The organism is Pleomorphomonas sp. PLEO, assembly GCF_041320595.1.
In the GTDB taxonomy this organism is placed as follows: domain Bacteria; phylum Pseudomonadota; class Alphaproteobacteria; order Rhizobiales; family Pleomorphomonadaceae; genus Pleomorphomonas.
Window position 1 is genome coordinate 3,943,136 of the sequence record NZ_CP166625.1, and the last position, 20,674, is coordinate 3,963,809.

Here is a 20,674-nt window from a genome sequence, read left to right on the forward strand (position 1 = left end):
GATAACGGGCCGTCACGACCCATGCTATCCGGCTTAACGGGAGGACAAGATGTCTTCGGAAACGCAATCGCATCTCGCGCGCGGTCTCAAGAACCGCCACATCCAGATGATCGCTCTCGGTGGAGCGATCGGCACGGGCTTGTTCTACGGCTCGGCTGCCTCGATCAAGCTGGTCGGGCCCGGCATCATCGTCTCTTACATCATCGGCGGCTTCGTGATGTATCTCATCATGCGCATGCTCGGTGAGATGTCGACCGAAGAACCGGTCGCCGGCGCCTTCAGCCACTTCGCCTACAAATACTGGGGCGAGTTCGCCGGATTCCTGGCCGGCTGGAACTACTGGTTCCTCTACATCCTCGTCTCGATGGCCGAACTGACGGTGGTGGGCATCTACGTTGCCTACTGGTTCCCCGACTTTCCACATTGGCTGACATCGCTGATCGTGCTGGTCTCGATCACCGGCATCAACCTGATCAACGTCCGCCTTTATGGCGAAGCCGAATTCTGGTTCGCCATCATCAAGGTGCTGGCGGTGATCGGCATGATCGTCCTCGGTCTGGTGCTGATCGTCTTCGGCCTCGGCGGCGAAGCAACCGGCCTGTCGAACCTTTGGGTGCATGGCGGCTTCCTGCCGAACGGCGTCTGGGGGCTCCTGCTGTCACTCGTCGTGGTGATGTTCTCCTTCGGCGGCACGGAACTGATCGGCATCACTGCCGGCGAAGCGGACGATCCGAAGAAGTCGATCCCCCAGGCCATCCGTCAGGTGATGTGGCGTATCCTGATCTTCTACATCGGCGCCCTCACCGTGATGATGATCATTTTCCCGTGGGATCAGGTCGGCATGGAAGGCAGCCCGTTCGTCACCATCTTCTCAAAGCTCGGCATCGGCTCCGCTGCCAATATCCTGAACTTCGTGGTGCTGACGGCCGCCGTCTCGGTCTACAACTCCGGCATCTACTCCAACGGCCGCATGCTCTACAGCCTTGCCGAACAGGGCAACGCCCCGAAGGTGTTCACCAAGCTCGGCGGCAACAAGGTCCCCTATGTGGCGATCCTGTTCTCGTCGGCCTGCACGCTCGTCGTAGTCCTCATCAACTACCTGGTCCCCGAGGGAGCCTTCATGCAGGTGATGGCTCTTGCCACCACTGCCGCCACCATCACCTGGGTGATGATCGTGCTGGTCCACATGAAGTTCCGCAAGGCGCATGCGGCGGACGCCGGCAAGCTGACCTTCCCGGCGCCCTTCTACCCGATCGCCAACTACTTCTGCGTCGCCTTCATGGCCATGATCATCGTGGTGATGACCCAGATGCCGGACATGCGCATGTCGGTTCTCGTCCTGCCGGTCTGGCTGATCGTCCTCTACGTCGGCTTCATGTTCCGCGGTAACGCGCGGACTGCCGCCGCCGAATAATCGACTGCTGCTTACGAGAAATACCAAACGGCGCGGTCTCAATGAGGCCGCGCCGCTTTTTTTATCGCCAGTCAGATGAATAGCGTGGTCGCCGACTGCTGCGCCCGCCCGAGGAATGTCGCAACGCCGCCGATCTCAACACCGTCAATCAGCTCCTCGCGACGGATGCCCATGACGTCCATCGACATCTGACAGGCGACCAGAGTGGCACCACCATCGACCAGCGAAGCAAGCAGGCTCGCCGGGCTGTCAACGTGCTTGTCACCCATAACCTTGCGCATCAGCCTGCCACCGAGACCAGCGAAGTTCATGTTGGACAGGCGGTTGAGCCGGCCCGCCCCTTTCGGCAACATGAAGCCGAAGGCAGCATCGATCATTGGTTTTCGTGGACTCGGCGCGTCGGGTTTCCGCAGAACGTTGAGCCCCCAGAAGGTGAAGAACAGCGTGACCTTCGACCCCATGGCAAGGGCACCATTGGCGATAATCAGCGAGGCCATCACCTTGTCGAGGTCGCCGGAGAACACCACCAGCGTCGCGCCATCACGGGGTGCCGCAGCCACCCCAACGTCGGCCGGAACCAGAGCCGGCGCCGCTTTGCGGATGCGGGCGGTGATCACGCCCTTCTCGGTGCCGACGCCGAGCAACTGATGGCCGGTCTTGTCGGCCCAGGCGCGGATATCGCGGCCAAAGGCGGGGTCCGACGCCCGTACCTCCAGAAGGTCACCAGCCTCCATCGCCTCGATGGCGCGGAAGGTTTTGAGGATGGGGCCAGGGCATTGCAGGCCGGTAACGTCAAGCGTTTGCACGCCATCCGTAACGCCCACACGGCAACTGCCCTTTTGGGGCTCGACTTCCGAAGGATCGCGTCGACGAATGTCTTCATAGTCGAAGATATCCGTGCTCGATTGCTTCTCAGTCGCCCAAGAGTAGGTTTTGAAGCCGCCGGTCAGGTTGCGAGCATCCTTGAAGCCGGCCTGCTTCAGGACGCGATAGGCGAGGTAACCACGAAGTCCAACTTGGCAGAAGACAATCAATGGCTGTTTCGGATCGAGTTCACCGAGCCGCTCGCGCAGATGGTCGAGTTCGATGTTGCGCGCGCCCGGCAGCGTACGGATCGAGAATTCCTCCGGCGTGCGAACGTCAACGAGTTGGACGGACGTGGGAGCATCTCGCAGGAGGTCGCGCAGGTCGCGCCAGCCGATGATTTCGTGGCTGCCGTTGAGCACGTTCTCGGCGACATAGCCGGCGATGTTGACCGGATCCTTGGCCGAGCCGAAGGGCGGCGCATAAGCGAGTTCCAGTTCGGTGAGATCGGTCACCTTGAGACCGGCGCGGATCGCCGTGGCAATAATGTCGATGCGCTTGTCGGCACCATCGACGCCGACGGCCTGAGCACCGAGGATCGTACCATCAAGGCCGTAGACCAGCTTGAGGCTGATCTGCTGGCTGCCGGGGTAGTAGGACGCATGCGAGCCGGAGTGGGTGATGCTGGCCCGATAGGGAATACCGAGCGCCTTCACCGCTGCCTCATTGAGGCCCGTACAGGCAGCTGCGAGGTCGAACACCTTCAAAATCGCGGTCCCAAGCGTGCCGCCATAGCTTTTGTAATCGGCGGGATCGGCGGACAGCATGTTGTCGGCGATGATACGCGCCTGCCGGTTGGCCGGACCGGCCAGCGGGATCAGCGCCATGCGGCCGGACACCCTGTTCATCACCTCGATGGCGTCGCCGACCGCGAAGATATCGGGGTCGGAGGTAGCAAGATGCTCGTCGACCTTGATGCCGCCGACGGCACCGAGCTCAAGACCGGCGTCGCGAGCGAGCTTCACCTCGGGGCGAACGCCGATGGCCAGTACGACGATGTCGGCTTGGATGCGCTTGCCTGAGGCCAGGAAGACGATGGTGTGATCGGGCCGATCCTCGAAATGCTCGACCTTGTCGTCGAGGTGAAGTTCGATCTCCTTGTCGCGCATATGGGCATGAACGATGGCCGCCATCTCGTCATCGAAGGGAGCAAGAACATGCGGAGCCCCCTCGACAACGGTTGTGAACAGGCCACGCTCATGGAAGTTTTCGGCGACTTCGAGGCCGATGTAGCCGCCGCCGATCACTACCGCCCTACGCGGCTTGTTTTCGGCAAGGGAGGCCATGATGCGGTCGAGGTCGGGAATGTTGCGCAGCGTGAAAATGCGCGGCGAGCCAATGCCGGGGGTCGGCGGCTTCAGGACTTCGGCGCCGGGCGATAGCAGCAGGCGGTCGTAGCTCTCCGTCATCTCCTCGCAGCTGTCGAGATTGCGCAGCGTCACGGTCTTGGCGGCGCGGTCGATGGAGATCGCTTCGGTACGCGAGCGGACATCAACGTGATAGCGCGCCTCGAACCCCGCCTCCGAGGTGACCAACAGCTTGTTGCGCTCGGGAATGGCGCCGGAGATGTGATAGGGCAGCCCACAGTTGGCAAAGCTGATGTAAGGGCCGCGCTCGATAAGGACGATTTCCGCTTTCTCGTCGAGGCGGCGCAGGCGAGCCGCAGCGGTGGCGCCACCGGCAACGCCGCCAACGATGATGATCTTCATGCCCGACTCCATTCCATGTAGTGCATATATACGCAGTTACTGAAATATTGGGGCGGTAGCAAGACCGGAAAATAAGTAGGAGCCAGGTAGCTTGTCCGGAGTGGAGCCGATCTCGGCGTCGTTTTCCCACCGAAAGGGGGAGGGTCGCGATCTCAAGGAGGCGGAAGAGCGCCCTCTCCCGCCTCCCGTTCAGTTGATCAGGCGCGCTTTACCGGCCCAATCGGCCAGAGAGTGCGGCCGTAGACCTCGTTCAGCACCTGTGCCAGACCGGCATAGATGGCCGAGGCGCCGCAGAACAGGCCCTCCCAGCCAGCGAGGTGGGTGATCGCCTCGTTACCGGTGGCATCGCCAATGGCGAGCAGTGCGAACAGCACGGTCAGCGAGCCGAACACCACCTGCAGCGCGCGATTGAGGCGCAGCGTAGCGATGAACATGATGGCCGTGAACACACCCCACATGCCGAGGAAAGCCGGCATGGCGGCGTCCGGCGACGGGCCGGCGATGCCGAGCGAGGTCTTCTGGAGAACGATGAGGCCAACCAGCGCCAGCCAGAACATGCCGTAGCTGGTGAAAGCGGTGGCGGCGAAGGTGTTGCCCTTCTTCCACTCCATGATGCCCGCGATCATCTGGGCGAGACCGCCATAGAAGATGCCCATGGCGAGGATCATCGTGTCCATCGGATAGAAGCCGGCATTGTGGAAATTGAGAAGCAAGGTGGTCATGCCGAAGCCCATAAGCCCGAGCGGGGCTGGATTGGCGGTGGCATCGGTCGAATGGGCGGAGCTCATTGGAATCATCCGGGCAGGAGTTGGCAGGCGCCGGCGCTCACTGGCGCGCATCAGCGTCCGCCACGAGCCCCGGAGGCGTCATCCCTAGAGGAGATGCCGGGAAAAACGAGTTGGGAAAGACGCATACCGGCAAGGACCGCCGTCAGCTGTCGTCGCGCAGGAACATCACCGCGAAGCCCATCTGCACGCTGGAAAAAGTGAGCCCGACCGAAAAGGTGAGAACTGCCAGCGCCAGCACGGCCGATGACGAGGCAAAAATAAGCGTCGCGATACCGCCGATATCGAACGCCAACAGCAACCCGACGAAAAATACGGCGACGCCAAAACCAATCGCGGCATGGCGCATCAAGAAGCGAACCAAGAACGGCAGACTGGAGATGCTCATCGTCTCGCCTCCTTCGTCCGGCGTCCGACTGCGCCAGCGGCGGCTAACAATAGCGCATTCGAGACGAAAAAACGAGAAACCTGAAGTTCTGCGTCATGTTCCCGCAGAGCGTTGTCATGTTTTCTCGGAGACCTGTTCCGAACGGAAGCGCGACCGCTCGAACAGCAGCACCACCACCAGCGCCATCATCAAGGGAACGATCAGATAAAAAAGGCGAAACACCAGGAGCGCGGCGATCACGTCAGCGCCGGCCATATCCGGTAGCCCCATGACGAACACCAGTTCCAGCACGCCGAGGCCGCCGGGCACATGCGAGATCAATGCCGCCGAAAACGACATCAGGAAGATACCGAGCACAATGAAGTAGCCGGGATTGCCGGCTTCCGGCAGGGCGAAATAGATAATGCCGGCCGCCCCCAGCAATTCGCTGGCCGCGACGGCTATCTGCGACAGCGTCACATGCAATGACGGATAGACGATAGCGAAGCGGCCAATATGGAGCGGCCGCAGTCGCAGGAGACTGCCGATCAGGTAGAGCGCCACCAGCAGCAGAAGAAAAACACCCGTCGCCCGCGACGCGGTGAGGGGCAAAAGGTCACCGAAGCGAAGGACGATGTCCGGGTCGAGCACCAGGACGAAGCCGATCAGTGTCACCGTGCCGAGGATGAAGGTGAACGAGCAAAAAGCAACGAGGAGACCGATCTCGGCTGGCGACAGCCCCTTGGTCGAATAGGCACGATAGCGAACCACGCCGCCAGAGACGACCGAGGCACCGATATTGTGCGACAACGCATAGGTGGTGAACGAGCAGATGGTGATGAACAGCCAATCGATTCGCCTGCCGAGATGCAGAAGCGCCACCCGGTCGTACCCCGCGAGCGCCGCGTAAGCGACCAACGTTGATATGGCCGCGAAAACCCAATGCAGGGCGGGAATCGCGGCAAGGCTATCGCCAACCTTTTCCAGGGAGAGCCCGTGCAGTTCCCGCAGAAGAAGCCAGACGGAAAGCACAATTGTCGCTGTCGCCACCACCGGCCAGAAATAACGCTTTAGCTTCATTCGCTCCGGCCGCTTAAAGGCACCTCATGTCGATGGAAGGTCCGAAGACCCCGGCGAAGCACCCAGTTTACGAGCGGCAGGGGAGCAGGATCAATCCTCAAGAAGACTTTCGGAGGAAAAGCCACCGCCGATGACGCGTCAAAACTTGAGTTTGCGATAGAACAAAGAACATTGAACCGGCCTAGGACAAACTGAGAATCGTTTGCAACTGAAGCTGGGATGGCACCGTGGGTCGGTGGGAGCAAAGGGCAAGGAGTCTGCTGGCGCTGGTGGCTGCGATAGCCCTGGCGCTGCAACTCATGTTGCCGATGCCACGGCCGGCTGCCACCGCAGCCAACGCCGCCGACATTTGCCATTCAGACCCCACGGCTCACCACCACGATAGCAAACATGGCGCTCCGTCCGGTCGGGCTGGCTGCGACTGGTGCATGCTTTGCGGCAAGCTCGGCACGGCGATAGGGCCACTCGACCCGGTCGCCGACCTGCCGCGACGCACCGTATCGCCGGTCGCCATCTTCGTCATTTCCATCGATTTCAGACACAATGTCAGCCGTCCAAGGGCTGGGCCAGTTGGCGCAAGAGCACCGCCGGAAATCGCGTGATTGGACCATACCCATCATTCGATCCCAAGGACTCTATTCCATGACCAAGACCAAACTGGCCGCTCTTGGAGCCGCCACGCTGCTGCTTGCCGCCCCGGTTGCCGCCCTCGCTCATATCACGCTGGAGGCACCGCAGGCACCCGCCGGTTCCACCTACAAAGCCGTGCTCCGTGTGCCCCATGGTTGCGCTGGCGCCGCGACGCTGAAAGTCCGCGTGCAGATGCCCGAAGGATTCATTGGCGTGAAACCGATGCCCAAGGCGGGATGGACTCTCGACATCACTAAAGGCAAGTACGAAGGCAGTTACGACCTTCACGGCAGCGCAGTCACCGAGGGCGTAAAGGAGCTCTCTTGGACGGGCAACCTGCCGGATGACTATTACGACGAGTTCGTTTTCCGCGGCACGCTGACTAAAGCGTTTGCCGCAGGCGCCACGGTCTACTTCCCAGTGGTTCAGGAATGCGAAGGTGGCAAGGTTGAGCGCTGGATCGAGGTGCCTGCCGATGGCAAGACCTCGGATGATTACGAGTCGCCGGCGCCAAGCGTCAAAATCGTCGCGCCCGCCAAGTGATCGAACGGGCGGCGCGCCAATACCGCGCCGCCTTTTCAAAGGACGCTCCGATGCTGCGTTTCCTTTCAAGATTGGCCCTGATCGTCGTCGGCTGCGCGTTGCTGGCCGATCCGTGCTTTGCTCATGCCACTCTCGTTGGAAGCGATCCCGCCGAAGGTGGCGTCATTGCCATAACGCCAGGGAATGTTCGGCTTTCCTTCAACGAGCCGGTTACTCCGCTGGCGTTCAAGTTCTTCGATCCCGATGGTCGGAGCCATAACGTTGCGGCAAACGCTCGGGATAATGACGTCATCGTGGAGCTTCCCGCCGCTGCCGAAGAAGGCACCTATGCCCTCAGTTGGCGCGTCGCTTCCGCCGACGGCCATCCGGTCGGCGGCACATCGATCTTCTCCGTTGGCCGCCCCAGCCATCGCGCCGCTCCGCAAGCGGCGGTGGTTCGGGCATTCACCGTCTCGCTCCTCATCTGGCTTGCCCGGATCGGCGTCTATCTTGGCTGGATCGGCGGTGTCGGCGGGGCATTCTTTTTGACAGTTGTTGCCGCCGGGCAGCGCCCGACCCTTGCCGATCGTACGATTGCCGCTCTTCTTGGCCTTGGCGCCGTGGCGACGGCGTTTTCCTTCGGTCTGCAGGGGCTCGACGAACTTGGAGGAAACCTCGCTACTCTTGGTGGCGCCGCCCCTTGGCTCGCGGGTGTGCAATCCCGCTACGGCGAGACACTTGTCCTTGGCATCGTGGCGCTGATCCTCGCAGGCGTCGCCCTGCGCCGTCCCGCAGGCAGGCTCACGATTGGATCGGCGGCGGCGGCGCTTCTTACGGTGGCCTTTGCCTTGACTCTGAGCGGCCACGCCAGCACCGCGGCGCCCGTCTGGGTGGCGCGCCCTGCCCTCGCCCTGCACGGCATCGCCGCAACGCTTTGGGGCGGATCGCTGCTTCCGCTGTTGATCCTCGTTGCGACGCGCCATGAGCACGCAGGCCGGACCGCGCTGCGGCTGTCGGCTCTGCTGTTGCCGACTGTCGCTCTGCTGGCACTGTCGGGTCTGACGCTCGCCCTCCTGCAAGGGGTGGCCGTGGCGACCCTGACAGGAACGGACTACGGGCGCCTGTTGACCGCCAAACTGGTGCTGGTGCTGGTCATGTTAGGCATCGGCGCCCTGAACCGCCGCATTCTTGTGCCGCGAGCCGCCACGGGTGATGGGATGCATCTCAAACGGCTGAGCCAAGTGCTTGCTGTGGATGCCTGCCTGCTGTTGGCCGTGCTCGCCGTCGTCGCGGGTTGGCGCTTTACGCCGCCGCGCCGCAGCATCGCCGCCGCCGAGGCGGCCCTTCGCCACCGCTCAATGCTGCACATCCATACGGCACGCGGCATGGCGATGATCCAGCTCGGCGACCACGGTGACCTCGATATTCGCCTGAGCGACGCCAACGGCCGACCGTGGGTGGCACGTGAGGTGCGGCTCAGCCTCGCCAACCCCGCCGCCGGCATTGAACCCTTGCAGCGGCAGGCAACGCTTGTGGCGGACGGACACTGGCTTGTCGATGGCCTGATTTTCCCAGCCGGCGGCGCCTGGGTCCTGCGGCTCAGCGTGCTCATCAGCGATTTTGAAAGCCTGTCGCTCGAGGGCGTGCTGACGGTGCCGTGATCCAAAGGGAATGCAAACGTCGCAACGGAACCGCGCTCCTCCTTCGGTTGTTTTCCTCGGGCAGCCGGAGGACCATCAATGGCGTCTCATACCTTCTGGAAGGGCTACCTCAAGCTTTCGCTCGTCACCTGTCCCGTGACCATGGGACCGGCCACCAGCGAGTCCGAAAGGGTCCGCGCGTCTCGTCCCGCTTTGGAGGATGCGGCGCAGGGTCGGCGCCTTCTATCGAAGCAGGAAACTCGCAAGCGGGAAATGCGGTTCCGGAGAAGCTTGAGCCCCGGTTGGTTTTTCAAGGCCGCGAATAGACCGGGCTTTTTGTCTTACAACCCAACCCGCCGGCCCCCATCGCCGGGGATCAATTTCCTAGATGGATCAAAAGCGTCCCTATTCGTAGGATTGACAGTTTCAATAAATTTCCTGCGATGCTAAGGAGACCTGTAATCTTTTTCAGGGAGGTTGATCTGTCCGATTTCAGCGGGCAGGAGCCGGGATCGTCGCGCGCTCTCCTGCACACCGTCGCCAAGCTGTACTACCTGTCGAATATTCCCCAGAATGAGATCTCAAGACAGCTTGGCCTCTCGACGGCAACCATTTCGCGGCTGCTCAAGCGCGCGCGCGAAGATGGTATTGTGCGGATCGAAGTCCGGGATTTAGTGGGGCCGGAGGAACTGGCGCACGATCTTGAGACGAAACTTGGGTTGAAGCGCGCCGTCGTCGCCGACGTTCCCGAAGCCAACGCCGTCACTTCGCTCGCCGGGGCTGTTTCCAGTTGCCTCACGGATGCCGGCCTTCATCCGGGTTCTGTCGTGGCGATCGGATGGGGAAGAGCCGTTCGGGATATCATCCAAGCCGGCCTGGAGAAAATTCCCGGCGTTATCACCGTGCCAGCCAACGGCGGCATGCAGGAAACAGCCTCTCATTTCCAGATCAACGAGTTTGTTCGCCTGGCGGCGGAACAGATGGGAGGGACGCCTCGATTCCTGCATGCGCCCTACCTGCCGTCGGCCAATTTGCGCGAAGCTTTCCTTATCGACCCCGGCATCCGCGAAACCATCTCCCTGTGGGATACGGCGGAAGCGGCCCTTGTCGGCATCGGCCTGCCGCACGTCAGCGCGACACCGGGCCAACTGGGCGTAACACCCGACGAGCGTCAGCTGACCAGCGCCGCGGGCGACGTCATTCGCCACTATTTTGACATCGACGGACAGCTCATCTCCTGGAGTGGCGCTGATCGGTTGATTGCTTTGTCGGTGCAGCAACTGAGGGAAATCCCGTCGGTTATTGGCGTCGCCGTTTCGACCGCCAAGGCCGCGGCCATTATCGGCGCGGCACGGTCGCGGCTGATAAATATCCTCGTCACCGACGTGCGCACCGCGCAGGCCGTTCTCGACCTCTGCGACTGAGCCGCCACCGAACGCCCCCTTCCCATCTAACCATAGCGTCGGTTTCGACGCGGCATTTCCACGTCTCAGTGAGACCGTATCGGCGACTCATGAGGAGGAACTTCCGTAGCTTTTGGTTGCCGAATTGCGGCTTGCAACTTATTTCAGGAGTAATTTATGCTGAATGAAATTATCGTCATCGTCTATTGAAATTTGTTACGGAAAGATGTTACACGATTCCTGCCAAACACGGAGGGTCATCATGACCGTCCGGGCCCGGTGGCCAGCCCGAGGAGCAGCTGCCGGATTTGGGAGGAGACACATGAAGAAATTTGCAGCCGCGCTCGCCGCCGTTCTCGTTTCGTCGACCGCCGTCACGGCGGCTTCGCTGAAGCCCGCCGACGTCACCATCGCCCTCATCTACGGCATCAAGGGCGACCCCTTCTACGTCACCATGGAAAAGGGCGCGCGCGCCAAGGCCAAGGAGCTCGGCATCACCCTGGTTGCCGATGGCCCCTCCCAGTGGAACCCGCAGCTTCAGACGCCGCTGATCGACGCCATGATCGCCAAGAAGGTCAATGGCATGGTGGCCGTGCCCAACGACCCGACCGCCATGATCGCCGTGCTTGAGCGCGCCTCTCAGGCTGGTATCACCATCGCTACGGCCGACACGTTCATCGGCGATGGCGACTACAAGAAGGGCACCGTCACCTTCCCGGTGGCAGGCGTTTCGTCCGACAACTTCGCCGGTGGCGAGACAGCCTGCAAGGCGTTGATCGACGGCATGGGCGGCAAGGGCTCGCTTTACGTGCTCGTCTCGACGCCGAATGTTCCTTCGGACACACTGCGCCGCGATGGCTGTAAAGCCGCCGTCGAAGCGACCAACGGCGCGGTCAAGCTGGCTGGCGTCGATTACACCCAGAGCAACGCCACGACGGCGACCAACCTGACGCAGGCCGCGCTGCAGCGCGACAAGAACATTGGCGCCGTCTTCGGCGGCAATCTGTTCAGCGCTCAGGGAGCGGCCGCTGCCGTTCGCACGGCCAACCTGCAGGGCACGGTCAAGATTGCCAGCTTCGACGCGCCCGAGGAAGCCATCGCCAGCCTGAAAGACGGCCTGATCGATATCGTCATCGCTCAGCAGCCCGGCCAGATTGGCGCCGTCGCCGTTCAGTCGGTCTACGACTCTCTCATGGGCAAGACCGACATCGCCGCCAAGGTCGCCGTCCCCTTCGTGACGATTACCCGCGACAACGTCGACAGTCCGGAAGCGCAGTCTGCGATCTACAAGGCCAAATAACACTGCAAGGCCCGTCTGGGAGACTCCACTCTCCCAGACGACCGCCCAAGCGCGGCGCCGGGTCATTTTTTTCAAGCAGCGACCGGTGCCGCCTCGGCGGCCTGACACGCCCATCGACAGGTCGATGGCGTTCGGCGCGGTGCGCGCCCCCTTTCCACCTTCCAGCTCAAGGACGCGCTCCATGAGTGCCAAATCAACCAGCCTTTCGTCCTCGGCCCCAGACGCCTCCACGGTGCAAGACGAAGTCCTGGCGCCCTCCAATCTCGTCGCCTTTGCCGGCCGCATGTGGGCCGTTCTTTTTCTGATTGCCCTGATCGTCTTTTTCTCGATCACGGCACCGGGCTTCTTCGACCTTTTCAACTTTCAGGCGGTCGGCGCCAATATGGCTGTGCTGCTTGTGCTCGGCCTGGGGCAGACCTTCGTCATCATCTCGGCCGGCATCGACCTGTCGACCGGCTTCGTCATGGGGCTTTCAAGCGTCGCCAGCGCGATCGTCATGCAATCGCTGACTGGCTACCCACTGCCGGTGATCATCGTGCTCGGCCTGATGACGTCACTTTTCATCGGCATTGCCGCCGGCGCGGTCAACGGCGTTCTCGTCGCCTACATGCGCGTGCCGCCGTTCATCGCCACGCTCGGCTCCCTGTCGGTCGCTGAAGGTGCCGCCTATGTGCTGTCCGGCGGTCCGCCGGTCTCCATCAGCACGCGCGGTCTGGGTTTCTTCGGCAACGGCTTCCTGGCTTACTTCCATCCCGATGCCGGCCTCAGCTTCCTGTCCATGCCGAGCGGCGTGACGGGAACGGCCGTGCGCGATGTTCTCGGCTTCTTTCCGCTACAGGTCGTCTACATCGTCATTCTCGCCTCGTTCTGTGGCTGGCTGCTCGGTAGCACCCGGTTTGGCCGGCATGTCTATGCCGTCGGCGGCAATCCCAAGGCCGCTTCACGGGCCGGTATTCCGCTCGGCTGGACGCTGTTCAAGATCTACGTGCTGTGCGCGGTCTCGGCGTCGCTGGCCGGCTTTCTCTATGTGCTGCGCTTCAACGGCGGTGTCGCCAATGCCGGCGACGCGCTGATGCTGTCGTCGGTCGCAGCCATCGCCATCGGCGGCGCGTCGATGCTGGGCGGCCAAGGACGCATCCTCGGCACAGTCGTCGGCGCCCTGGTGATCGCCGTCATCCAAAACGGCCTCGTCATCCTGGGCATCGACCCCTTCTGGCAATACGTCGCCGTCGGCGCCGTCATCATCATGGCCGTCCTGGTGGATCAGGCCAAGGGGAGGTTCTTCCCATGACCATGCTCGCATCCCACCCCATCTCCAGCGCCGCGTCGATCCCTCAGGCACCACATCCCGAAGGCCTCACTCCGGTCCTGCGCTGCCGCAAGATCACCAAGCGCTTCGGCGGTCTTATCGCCGTCGATCAGGTCGACTTCGACGTCTACCCCGGCGAGACCATCGCCCTGCTCGGCGACAATGGCGCCGGCAAGTCGACGCTGATCCAGACGGTCGCCGGCGTTCACCGGCCGGACGGCGGCACCATCGAACTCGATGGCAAGGAAGTCGACATCCCCTCGCCGTTGCAGGCTCGCGACCTCGGCATCGAGACGGTGTTCCAGGATCTGGCGCTCTGCGACAACCTCGGCGCGGCGGAGAACATCTTCCTCGGCCGCGAGGTCCCGGGCAAAGCCTATGGTTTCCTGCCTGGCCTCGACAACGCCAAGATGCGTTCCGAGGCGAAAGCCGTCCTGTCGGAACTGCACATCAATATCCGCAATCTCGAAGCTCCGGTTCGCACGCTGTCCGGCGGACAGCGTCAGGCGACAGCCATCGCACGCGCTGTCTACTGGAAAGCCAAGCTGATGATCATGGATGAGCCGACCGCCGCGCTCGGTGTTCCCGAGCAGAAGAAGGTGCTGTCGCTGATCGAGACGCTGAAGTCGCGCGGCGTGCCGGTGATCATCATCTCCCACAACATGCAGGACGTTTTCGAGGTCGCCGACCGGCTGTTCATCATGCGCCGCGGCCGTGCCGTCGCCGACCTCAGGGCCGCCGACACCAACGCCAACGAAGTCGTCCGCCTGATGGTCGGCTGATCGCCGTCCGCCCAATCCAACCAACACCGAACAGGGAAATCAAAATGTCCAACAGGATGACAACCGCGGAGTATCGCGGCTACCAGCAGATTTGCGGCACCAACGGCCGCATGATGGTGGTTGCCTGCGACCAGCGTGGCGCCATGCGCCAGATCCTCGCATCCACCCCCGAGGAGCGGGCCAAAATCGACGAAAACAAGCTCGGCGACGTCAAGTCCGACATTGTCGCCTATCTCGCCAACTCAGCCTCCTGCGTGCTGCTCGATCCGGTTTGCGCCGTGCCCCGCGTCATTGACGACGGCGTTCTCGGCCGCAACACCGCGCTGTTGATCGGGCTTGATGCGTCCGGCTGGGATCTGGATGCCAAGGGCTATCGCCTCTCCAAGCTGGTGCCGGGCGTCGATGCCCGTCGGGTCCGCGAATTGGGCGGTACCGGCGGTAAACTGATGGTCTATCTGCGCCCCGACCGCCCCGAGGCCAATACGCACAACATCAAGACCATCCGCGATTGCGTCGCAGACTTCGCCAAGGAAGATCTGCTCCTGGTCGTCGAGATCCTGACCTATGCCTTCGACGGCGAGGACGAGGCGGCCTACAAGGCGAAGTTCGGCGAATTGATCGAAGGCTGCGCCCGCATCGCGCTCGATAACGGATCCAAGGTTCTGAAACTGCCGTTCCCCGGCAGCGCCGCCTCCTGCCGCGCCATTTCCGACATGGCCGGTGATGTACCCTGGGCCGTGCTGTCGGCGGGCGTCGACCACAAGACATTCCTCGGCCAAGTGGAAACGGCGATGCAGAACGGCGCCTCCGGCGTCATCGCCGGCCGCGCGCTGTGGAAGGACTGCATCTCGCTCGATCGCAAGGTCGAGCAGGACCGGCTCGCCACCGTTGCGACGCCGCGTCTGCGGCAGATTCAGGATGTTCTCGACAAATTTGCGCTGCGAGTTCCCGAGCTGGCCTGATGCCTCAACTAAAGGAGCGGTCGAAAGACCGCTTCCGCCGGGGCACAACTCCATCCGCCAGCCTTTCGGCCAGCCGATATCCGCGACGGGAGGCAATTCATGACAAGCAAACCAACAGCGCTCGGCTTTGACGTCGGGGGTACCAATCTCCGTGTCGCAGAGGTCGACGCGGCCGGCGTCATACGATGGCATCATGCTGAACGCGTTACCAAGGGGCGAGAGGCCTTCATGGCCCGTCTCATCGAAATTGTCGCGGCGAGGCGGAGCCCGGACGTCAAGGCTATCGGCGTCGGCATGCCCGGCCGCGTCGACGCAACCGCCGGCCGAGTGCTCTCCGCCGGCTATCTCGACCTCGGCGGTCTGCCGCTTGCCGATTTGCTCGCAACGGCCAGTGGCCTGCCGGTTAGCGTCGAAAATGATTGCACCATGGCGCTGATCGCCGAATGCGCGGTTGGCGCGGCGCGTGGTGAGTCCAATGTTGTGATGTTCACCATTGGCACCGGAATCGGCGGTGCCATCGCTCAAAACGGCCGACCGGTCCACGGCCGGGCGACCGCCGGCCAGCTTGGCCACATCACGGTCAGGCCCGGCGGCGAGCTTTGCAATTGTGGCCGTCGAGGCTGCGTCGAGACGACGAGTTCCGGAACGGCACTCGGGCGGCACATCCAAGAAGCTGGGCTTGCCTCCGATACTAGGGTGGATGACCTTTTCATCGCGGCCGAAGGGGGCAACAAGGTCGCGGACAGCGTTCTTTCGGCCTGGGCCGCGCCGATGCGCGACGCGGCGACTTCTATGGCGGCAGCCTTTGATCCGGATGTCGTCCTGTTTGGGGGCGGTCTCGGCACAGCCATGGTTCGAGCCCTTGAGCGGCTCCCTCCGGAGGAGAGCTGGTACCACTACGATATCCGGGCGGCCGAACTCGGAGATGATGCCGGCGTCATCGGCGCCGCGCTGTGCGCCCTTGGCCGGATCGAAAACGTGGCAAGCCCTCGGCGGACATCGGTCGCCGCTCCTCAGCCCGCCCTCTTTTGAAGCAAGCCGTCATGCATCCCATACTTCTCGTCAATGGTGTGCCGGCCAGCGGCAAGTCCACCGTCGCCGCGGCGATCGCGCGCCGACTGAGACTGCCGATTCTTGCCGTCGATACCGTCAAGGAAGCCTTCTTCGACCACCTGGGCATTGGCGACCGCGACTACAGCCGCAAACTCGGCCGCGCCAGCTACCAAGCCATCTTCGCCACCATTGCCGCCTTTCCCGACGGGCTCGGTGCCATCGTCGACGCTTGGCATAAATTCGTACCGCTTGATCTGCTCGAAGGTCATCTCATCCGAGCGGAGGCGGCACCGGTCATTGAAATCTGGTGCCATTCGCCGCCCGAGGTTTGCGCCGAGCGCTATCGCGCGCGAGCCGGCCAACGCCATCCCGGCCATCCAGCAGCCAGCTATGCCGAGGAACTCGCCGACCTCGCCGCTCGCGCCACGCCTATCGGCCGCTGGCCAGTGATCGATATCGACACCAATCGTCCGCTGGATGAGGACGGACTCATTGGCAAGCTCAACGAGTTGCTTTGCGAGAAAGCGAACCGCTACGCACAATCGTGAGGTGGCTTTCTCGAGAGCGATGATCTCACCATTGGCTTGGATCCCAGGCGCCGGTCCGATCCTGAAACATGCTTGCGTCACAACACGAAGCCAGGGCTCGCACCCGACGCAAAACAATGCCTTCCGCAAATGGCACGAAGCCCCGGATATCACTGGATATCCGGGGCTTCGTGTTTAGCAGCTATAGATAGTGCGCGACGTCAACTGCAGCCGCTAGTGCCGCCGCAGGTGTCGCACTTCAGGCAGGTGCCGTTGCGCACCATGGTGAAGTTGCCACACTCCGAGCAGGACTCGCCCTCGTAGCCCTTCATGCGGGCGTGGGCGACTCGCGTTGCATAGTCGGGCTGGGCCTGGGTGGTGCCGACCGATGATGGAGCCTGCGCTTCCTCGGCATCGCGGCGGAGGGCGGTGGCGGCCGAGCCGGCGACACCGGTCACCGCCGCGCCGGCCCGTGCCGTCGCGAAAGCTGAGACGTTGGAGCCGGTCGCGCCAGTGGCGGCCGATCCCTTTGGCTCGGGCATGGCGGAGACGAGCTTCAACTGCTTGCCGCGCACAAGCCCCTTGGAAACAGCCATCTCGCCGCCACGGCCGCTGGTGTCCCTGCCCTCGCCGCCGGTCGGCTTCAGGTCGTCCGGCACCACATGCGCCAACTCGTAGCGACCGAGGTAGGAAACGGCGAGTTCGCGGAACACATAGTCGAGTATCGACGTGGCGTTCTTGATCATCTCGTTGCCCTGAACCATGCCCGCCGGTTCGAAGCGGGTGAAGGTGAAGGCATCGACATATTCCTCGAGCGGCACGCCCCACTGCAGGCCGAGCGACACCGAGATGGCAAAGTTGTTGAGGAGAGCCCGGAGCGCCGAACCTTCCTTGTTCATGTCGATGAAGATCTCGCCGAGGCGGCCGTCATCATATTCGCCGGTGCGCAGGAACAGCGTATGGCCGCCGATCTTGGCCTTCTGCGTGTAGCCCTTGCGGCGGGTCGGCAGCTTCTCCTGCTCGCGGTCGCGCACGTGTTTCTCAACGATGCGCTCGACGATCTTTTCGGAGATCAGCGCCGCCCGCGCGGCGGCCGGCAGGGCGGCGAGCATCTCGGCCGCATCCTCGGCCTCATCGTCGTCATCGGCGAGAAGCTGCGAGTTCAGCGGCTGGCTGAGCTTGGAGCCGTCGCGATAGAGCGCGTTGGCCTTGAGCGCCAGACGCCAGGACAGCATGTAGGCTTCCTTGCAGTCGTCGACGGTGGCGTCGTTCGGCATGTTGATGGTCTTGGAGATGGCACCAGAAATGAACGGCTGCGCCGCCGCCATCATCCGGATGTGGCTCTCGACCGACAGGAAGCGCTTGCCGGTGCGGCCACAGGCGTTGGCGCAGTCGAATACTGGCAGGTGCTCGGCCTTGAGGTGCGGCGCACCCTCCAGAGTCATGGCGCCGCAGACATGGGTGTTGGCGGCCTCGATGTCGGCCTTGGAGAAGCCCATGTGGGCGAGCAGCTCGAAGGACGTATCGTTCATCTGGGCATCGCTGACGCCGAGTTTCTTCATTTCGTCGTCGCCGAGCGTCCAGCGATTGAACACGAACTTGATATCGAAGGCGCTCTTGAGGCTAGCCTTGATCTTGTCGATGGCGGCGTCCGACATGCCCTTGGCCCGGAGCGAGCCGGTATTGACGGCAGGCGCCTGATCGATCGAGGCGTGGCCGACGGCGTAGGCCTCGATTTCGGCGATCTGGCTTTCCGTGTAGCCGAGCGCGCGCAGCGCATCCGGCACGGCGCGGTTGATGATCTTGAAGTAGCCGCCACCGGCCAGCTTCTTGAACTTCACCAACGCGAAGTCGGGTTCGATACCGGTGGTGTCGCAGTCCATGACGAGACCGATGGTGCCCGTCGGCGCGATCACCGAAACCTGCGCATTGCGGTAGCCGTGCTTCTCGCCGAGGGCGAGCGCTGCGTCCCAAGTGGCAATCGCGGCGTCGAGCAGCGGCTTGTCCTTGATCGAAGCGTGGTCGAGCGGCACCGGCAACGTATTGAGCTTTTCGTAGCCGGTCGCCTTGCCATGAGCGGCGAGGCGGTGGTTACGGATGACGCGCAGCATGTCCTGGGCGTTCTTCTTGTAACCGGCGAAGGCGCCGAGTTCTTTCGCCATCTCGGCCGAGGTGGCGTATGCGATGCCGGTCATCACCGCGGAGATGGCGCCGCAGATGGCGCGTCCCTCGGCGCTGTCATAGGGAATGCCCGACGACATCAAGAGGCCGCCGATGTTGGCGTAGCCGAGACCGAGGGTGCGGAATTCATAGGACAGTTGGGCAATCTGGCGCGAGGGGAACTGCGCCATGGTCACCGACGTCTCGAGCACCACCGTCCACAGGCGACAGACGTGCTTGAAGCCCTCGACGTCGAAGCTCTTGTCGGCGTTGAGGAAGGGCAAGAGGTTGACGGAGGCTAGGTTGCAGGCCGTGTCGTCGAGGAACATGTATTCCGAGCACGGATTGGAGGCGCGGATCTCACCCGACTGCGGTGACGTGTGCCAGTCGTTGATGGTGGTGTGATACTGAATGCCGGGATCGGCCGACGCCCAGGCGGCATAGCCGATCTTTTCCCAAAGGTCCGACGCTTCGAGCGTCTTGACGACGCTGCCATCCTTGCGGGCTGTCAGGTTCCACTTGCCGTCAGTCTCGACGGAACGGAGGAAGGCATCGGTGACGCGCACCGAATTGTTGGAGTTCTGGCCGGCGACGGTGAGATAAGCTTCCGAATCCCAGTCGGTGTCGTAGACGGGGAACTCGACCGAGGTGTAGCCCTGCTTGGCGAACTGGATGACGCGGCGGATATAGTTCTCCGGCACCAGCGCTCGCTTGGCGGCGCGCAGCTCGCGCTTGAGGCCGACGTTCTTCAGCGGGTCGAAGCGATCGTCGCCCGACGCCGTCTCGGCGGTGATGGCCGTCATGATGGCGGTCAGGTGCTTGGAGCAGATCTTGGAGCCGGTAACCAGCGCCGCAACCTTCTGCTCTTCCTTGACCTTCCAGTTGATGTACTGCTCGATATCGGGATGGTCGATGTCGACCACCACCATCTTGGCGGCGCGGCGCGTCGTGCCACCCGACTTGATGGCGCCCGCGGCGCGGTCACCGATCTTCAGGAAGCTCATCAGGCCCGACGATTTGCCGCCGCCGGAGAGTTTCTCGCCCACACCGCGCAGCTTGGAAAAGTTGGAACCGGTGCCGGAGCCGTACTTGAACAGGCGCGCCTCGCGGACCCACAGATCCATGATGCCGTTCTCGTTGACGAGATCGTCCTCGACCGACTGGATGAAGCAGGCGTGCGGCTGCGGATGCTCGTAAGCGGTGGCTGAGCGGACCAGCTTGCCGGTCTTGAAGTCGACGTAATAGTGCCCCTGGCTCGGGCCATCGATGCCGTAGGCCCAATGGAGGCCGGTGTTGAACCACTGCGGCGAGTTCGGCGCGACGCGCTGGGTGGCCAGCATGTAGCGGAGTTCGTCATGGAAGGCTTGTGCCGCCTCTTCCGAAGAGAAATGACCGGCCTTCCAGCCCCAATAGGTCCAGGTCCCAGCAAGGCGATCAAAAACCTGGCGCGCGTCGGTCTCGCCGACCATGCGCTCGGCTTCCGGCAACTTGGCGAGTGCTTCCTCGTCGGGCACGGAGCGCCACAGCCATGAGGGGATGGAGTTCTCCTCGACACGCTTCAGCACGGCCGGCACGCCAGCCTTGCGGAAATACTTTTGGGCCAGGATATCGCTCGCCACCTGGCTCCAGGCGGCCGGCACGTGGATGTCGGCAGCACGGAAGACGACGGACCCGTCGGGATTGCGGATCTCGCTGACCGCCACGCGGAACTCGATCCCGTCGTATGGCGAGTGCCCTTCCTTGGTAAAGCGCCGCTCGAACAACATTGTTTAGCCCCTTGAAATTTGTTGGAAACACGCAGCGCAGACGCGCTCGATTTCCTGATCTGGTCCATTTTACGTCCGTGAACACCATTTGCCGAATGACGCGGAATTCCGGGTTATTCGCCGGCTCCGCACTTCATCTAGTGTCCACCCCGTTCAACTGGCCCCTACATGTAGGGTTCCGCCGATTCCGTAAATTAAGTGTTAATGCGTTTTCCCCAACCTTCGGAAGCTTTCAACAGTCTTCTCCGGCCAGTCCGGAATTCGCATCTCGATGAAGAGTTTCGTCTTGACGGTGCTTTGCCGGCAACCGATTCGCAGGGTCGGCGGAAGCTTGCCTCTCAACGCCAATCAACCCGGCGATGGACGCCGTCACCGGTGATTCCGCCGCCTCGGAAGGGTGG

16 protein-coding genes and 1 pseudogene are annotated in these 20,674 nt (G+C 62.6%); 12 read left to right on the forward strand and 5 right to left on the reverse strand.

Translation table 11 applies throughout. The annotated features are described in order from the left end of the window. Positions 1-49: 49 nt before the first annotated feature. Positions 50-1,414: an amino acid permease gene (locus tag AB6N07_RS18295; protein ID WP_370674496.1), complete on the forward strand. Its 1,365-nt coding sequence runs from the start codon at positions 50-52 to the stop codon at positions 1,412-1,414. 71 nt (positions 1,415-1,485) lie between these two features. Here AB6N07_RS18295 and AB6N07_RS18300 read toward each other — a convergent pair whose 3' ends face one another. The 4 genes from AB6N07_RS18300 to AB6N07_RS18315 form a co-directional block, all read right to left on the reverse strand. Further along, complete coding sequence (locus tag AB6N07_RS18300) at positions 1,486-3,987, reverse strand: FAD-dependent oxidoreductase (protein ID WP_370674497.1); 2,502 nt, start codon at positions 3,985-3,987, stop codon at positions 1,486-1,488. A 197-nt stretch (positions 3,988-4,184) separates the two neighbouring features. Then, complete coding sequence (locus AB6N07_RS18305; protein ID WP_370674498.1) at positions 4,185-4,775, reverse strand: acetate uptake transporter; 591 nt, start codon at positions 4,773-4,775, stop codon at positions 4,185-4,187. A gap of 142 nt (positions 4,776-4,917) precedes the next feature. After that, entirely contained in the window at positions 4,918-5,160 is a 243-nt protein-coding gene (locus AB6N07_RS18310; RefSeq protein ID WP_370674499.1) for a hypothetical protein, read from the reverse strand. Positions 5,161-5,274: 114 nt separating this feature from the next. Then, positions 5,275-6,219, reverse strand: coding sequence for a lysylphosphatidylglycerol synthase domain-containing protein (locus AB6N07_RS18315; protein ID WP_370674500.1), 945 nt, complete (start codon positions 6,217-6,219; stop codon positions 5,275-5,277). 269 nt (positions 6,220-6,488) lie between these two features. On the opposite strand from AB6N07_RS18315, the gene AB6N07_RS18320 reads away from it, so the two are divergent. The 11 genes and pseudogenes from AB6N07_RS18320 (at position 6,489) to AB6N07_RS18370 (ending at position 16,368) form a co-directional block, all read left to right on the forward strand. Next, positions 6,489-6,821 (forward strand): hypothetical protein, encoded by a 333-nt coding sequence (locus AB6N07_RS18320; protein ID WP_370674501.1) that lies wholly within the window; start codon positions 6,489-6,491, stop codon positions 6,819-6,821. A 40-nt stretch (positions 6,822-6,861) separates the two neighbouring features. Continuing rightward, positions 6,862-7,392, forward strand: a complete 531-nt coding sequence (locus tag AB6N07_RS18325; protein WP_370674502.1) for a YcnI family protein — start codon at positions 6,862-6,864, stop codon at positions 7,390-7,392. A 50-nt stretch (positions 7,393-7,442) separates the two neighbouring features. Further along, on the forward strand, positions 7,443-9,032 hold the full coding sequence (locus AB6N07_RS18330; protein WP_370674503.1) for a copper resistance CopC/CopD family protein: 1,590 nt from the start codon (positions 7,443-7,445) through the stop codon (positions 9,030-9,032). Between the two features lie 78 nt (positions 9,033-9,110). Beyond that, a pseudogene (locus AB6N07_RS18335) lies at positions 9,111-9,209 on the forward strand (Ku protein); the annotation flags it as partial. A gap of 245 nt (positions 9,210-9,454) precedes the next feature. Beyond that, on the forward strand, positions 9,455-10,435 hold the full coding sequence (locus tag AB6N07_RS18340) for a sugar-binding transcriptional regulator (protein ID WP_370674504.1): 981 nt from the start codon (positions 9,455-9,457) through the stop codon (positions 10,433-10,435). Between the two features lie 301 nt (positions 10,436-10,736). Further along, positions 10,737-11,714, forward strand: coding sequence for an ABC transporter substrate-binding protein (locus AB6N07_RS18345; protein WP_370674505.1), 978 nt, complete (start codon positions 10,737-10,739; stop codon positions 11,712-11,714). Positions 11,715-11,895: 181 nt separating this feature from the next. Beyond that, entirely contained in the window at positions 11,896-13,005 is a 1,110-nt protein-coding gene (locus AB6N07_RS18350; protein ID WP_370674506.1) for an ABC transporter permease, read from the forward strand. A gap of 2 nt (positions 13,006-13,007) precedes the next feature. Then, a complete protein-coding gene (locus AB6N07_RS18355) occupies positions 13,008-13,805 on the forward strand; it encodes an ATP-binding cassette domain-containing protein (RefSeq protein ID WP_370678277.1) in 798 nt (265 codons plus the stop codon). Positions 13,806-13,849: 44 nt separating this feature from the next. Then, entirely contained in the window at positions 13,850-14,767 is a 918-nt protein-coding gene (locus AB6N07_RS18360) for a tagatose-bisphosphate aldolase (RefSeq protein ID WP_370674507.1), read from the forward strand. A 99-nt stretch (positions 14,768-14,866) separates the two neighbouring features. Next, the gene (locus AB6N07_RS18365; RefSeq protein ID WP_370674508.1) at positions 14,867-15,799 is read left to right on the forward strand and encodes an ROK family protein; all 933 of its coding nucleotides are present in this window, start codon (positions 14,867-14,869) and stop codon (positions 15,797-15,799) included. An 11-nt stretch (positions 15,800-15,810) separates the two neighbouring features. Then, the gene (locus AB6N07_RS18370; protein ID WP_370674509.1) at positions 15,811-16,368 is read left to right on the forward strand and encodes an AAA family ATPase; all 558 of its coding nucleotides are present in this window, start codon (positions 15,811-15,813) and stop codon (positions 16,366-16,368) included. 200 nt (positions 16,369-16,568) lie between these two features. On the opposite strand, the gene AB6N07_RS18375 is transcribed toward AB6N07_RS18370, so the two are convergent. Beyond that, positions 16,569-20,273 (reverse strand): vitamin B12-dependent ribonucleotide reductase, encoded by a 3,705-nt coding sequence (locus AB6N07_RS18375; protein ID WP_370674510.1) that lies wholly within the window; start codon positions 20,271-20,273, stop codon positions 16,569-16,571. Positions 20,274-20,674: the final 401 nt, after the last annotated feature.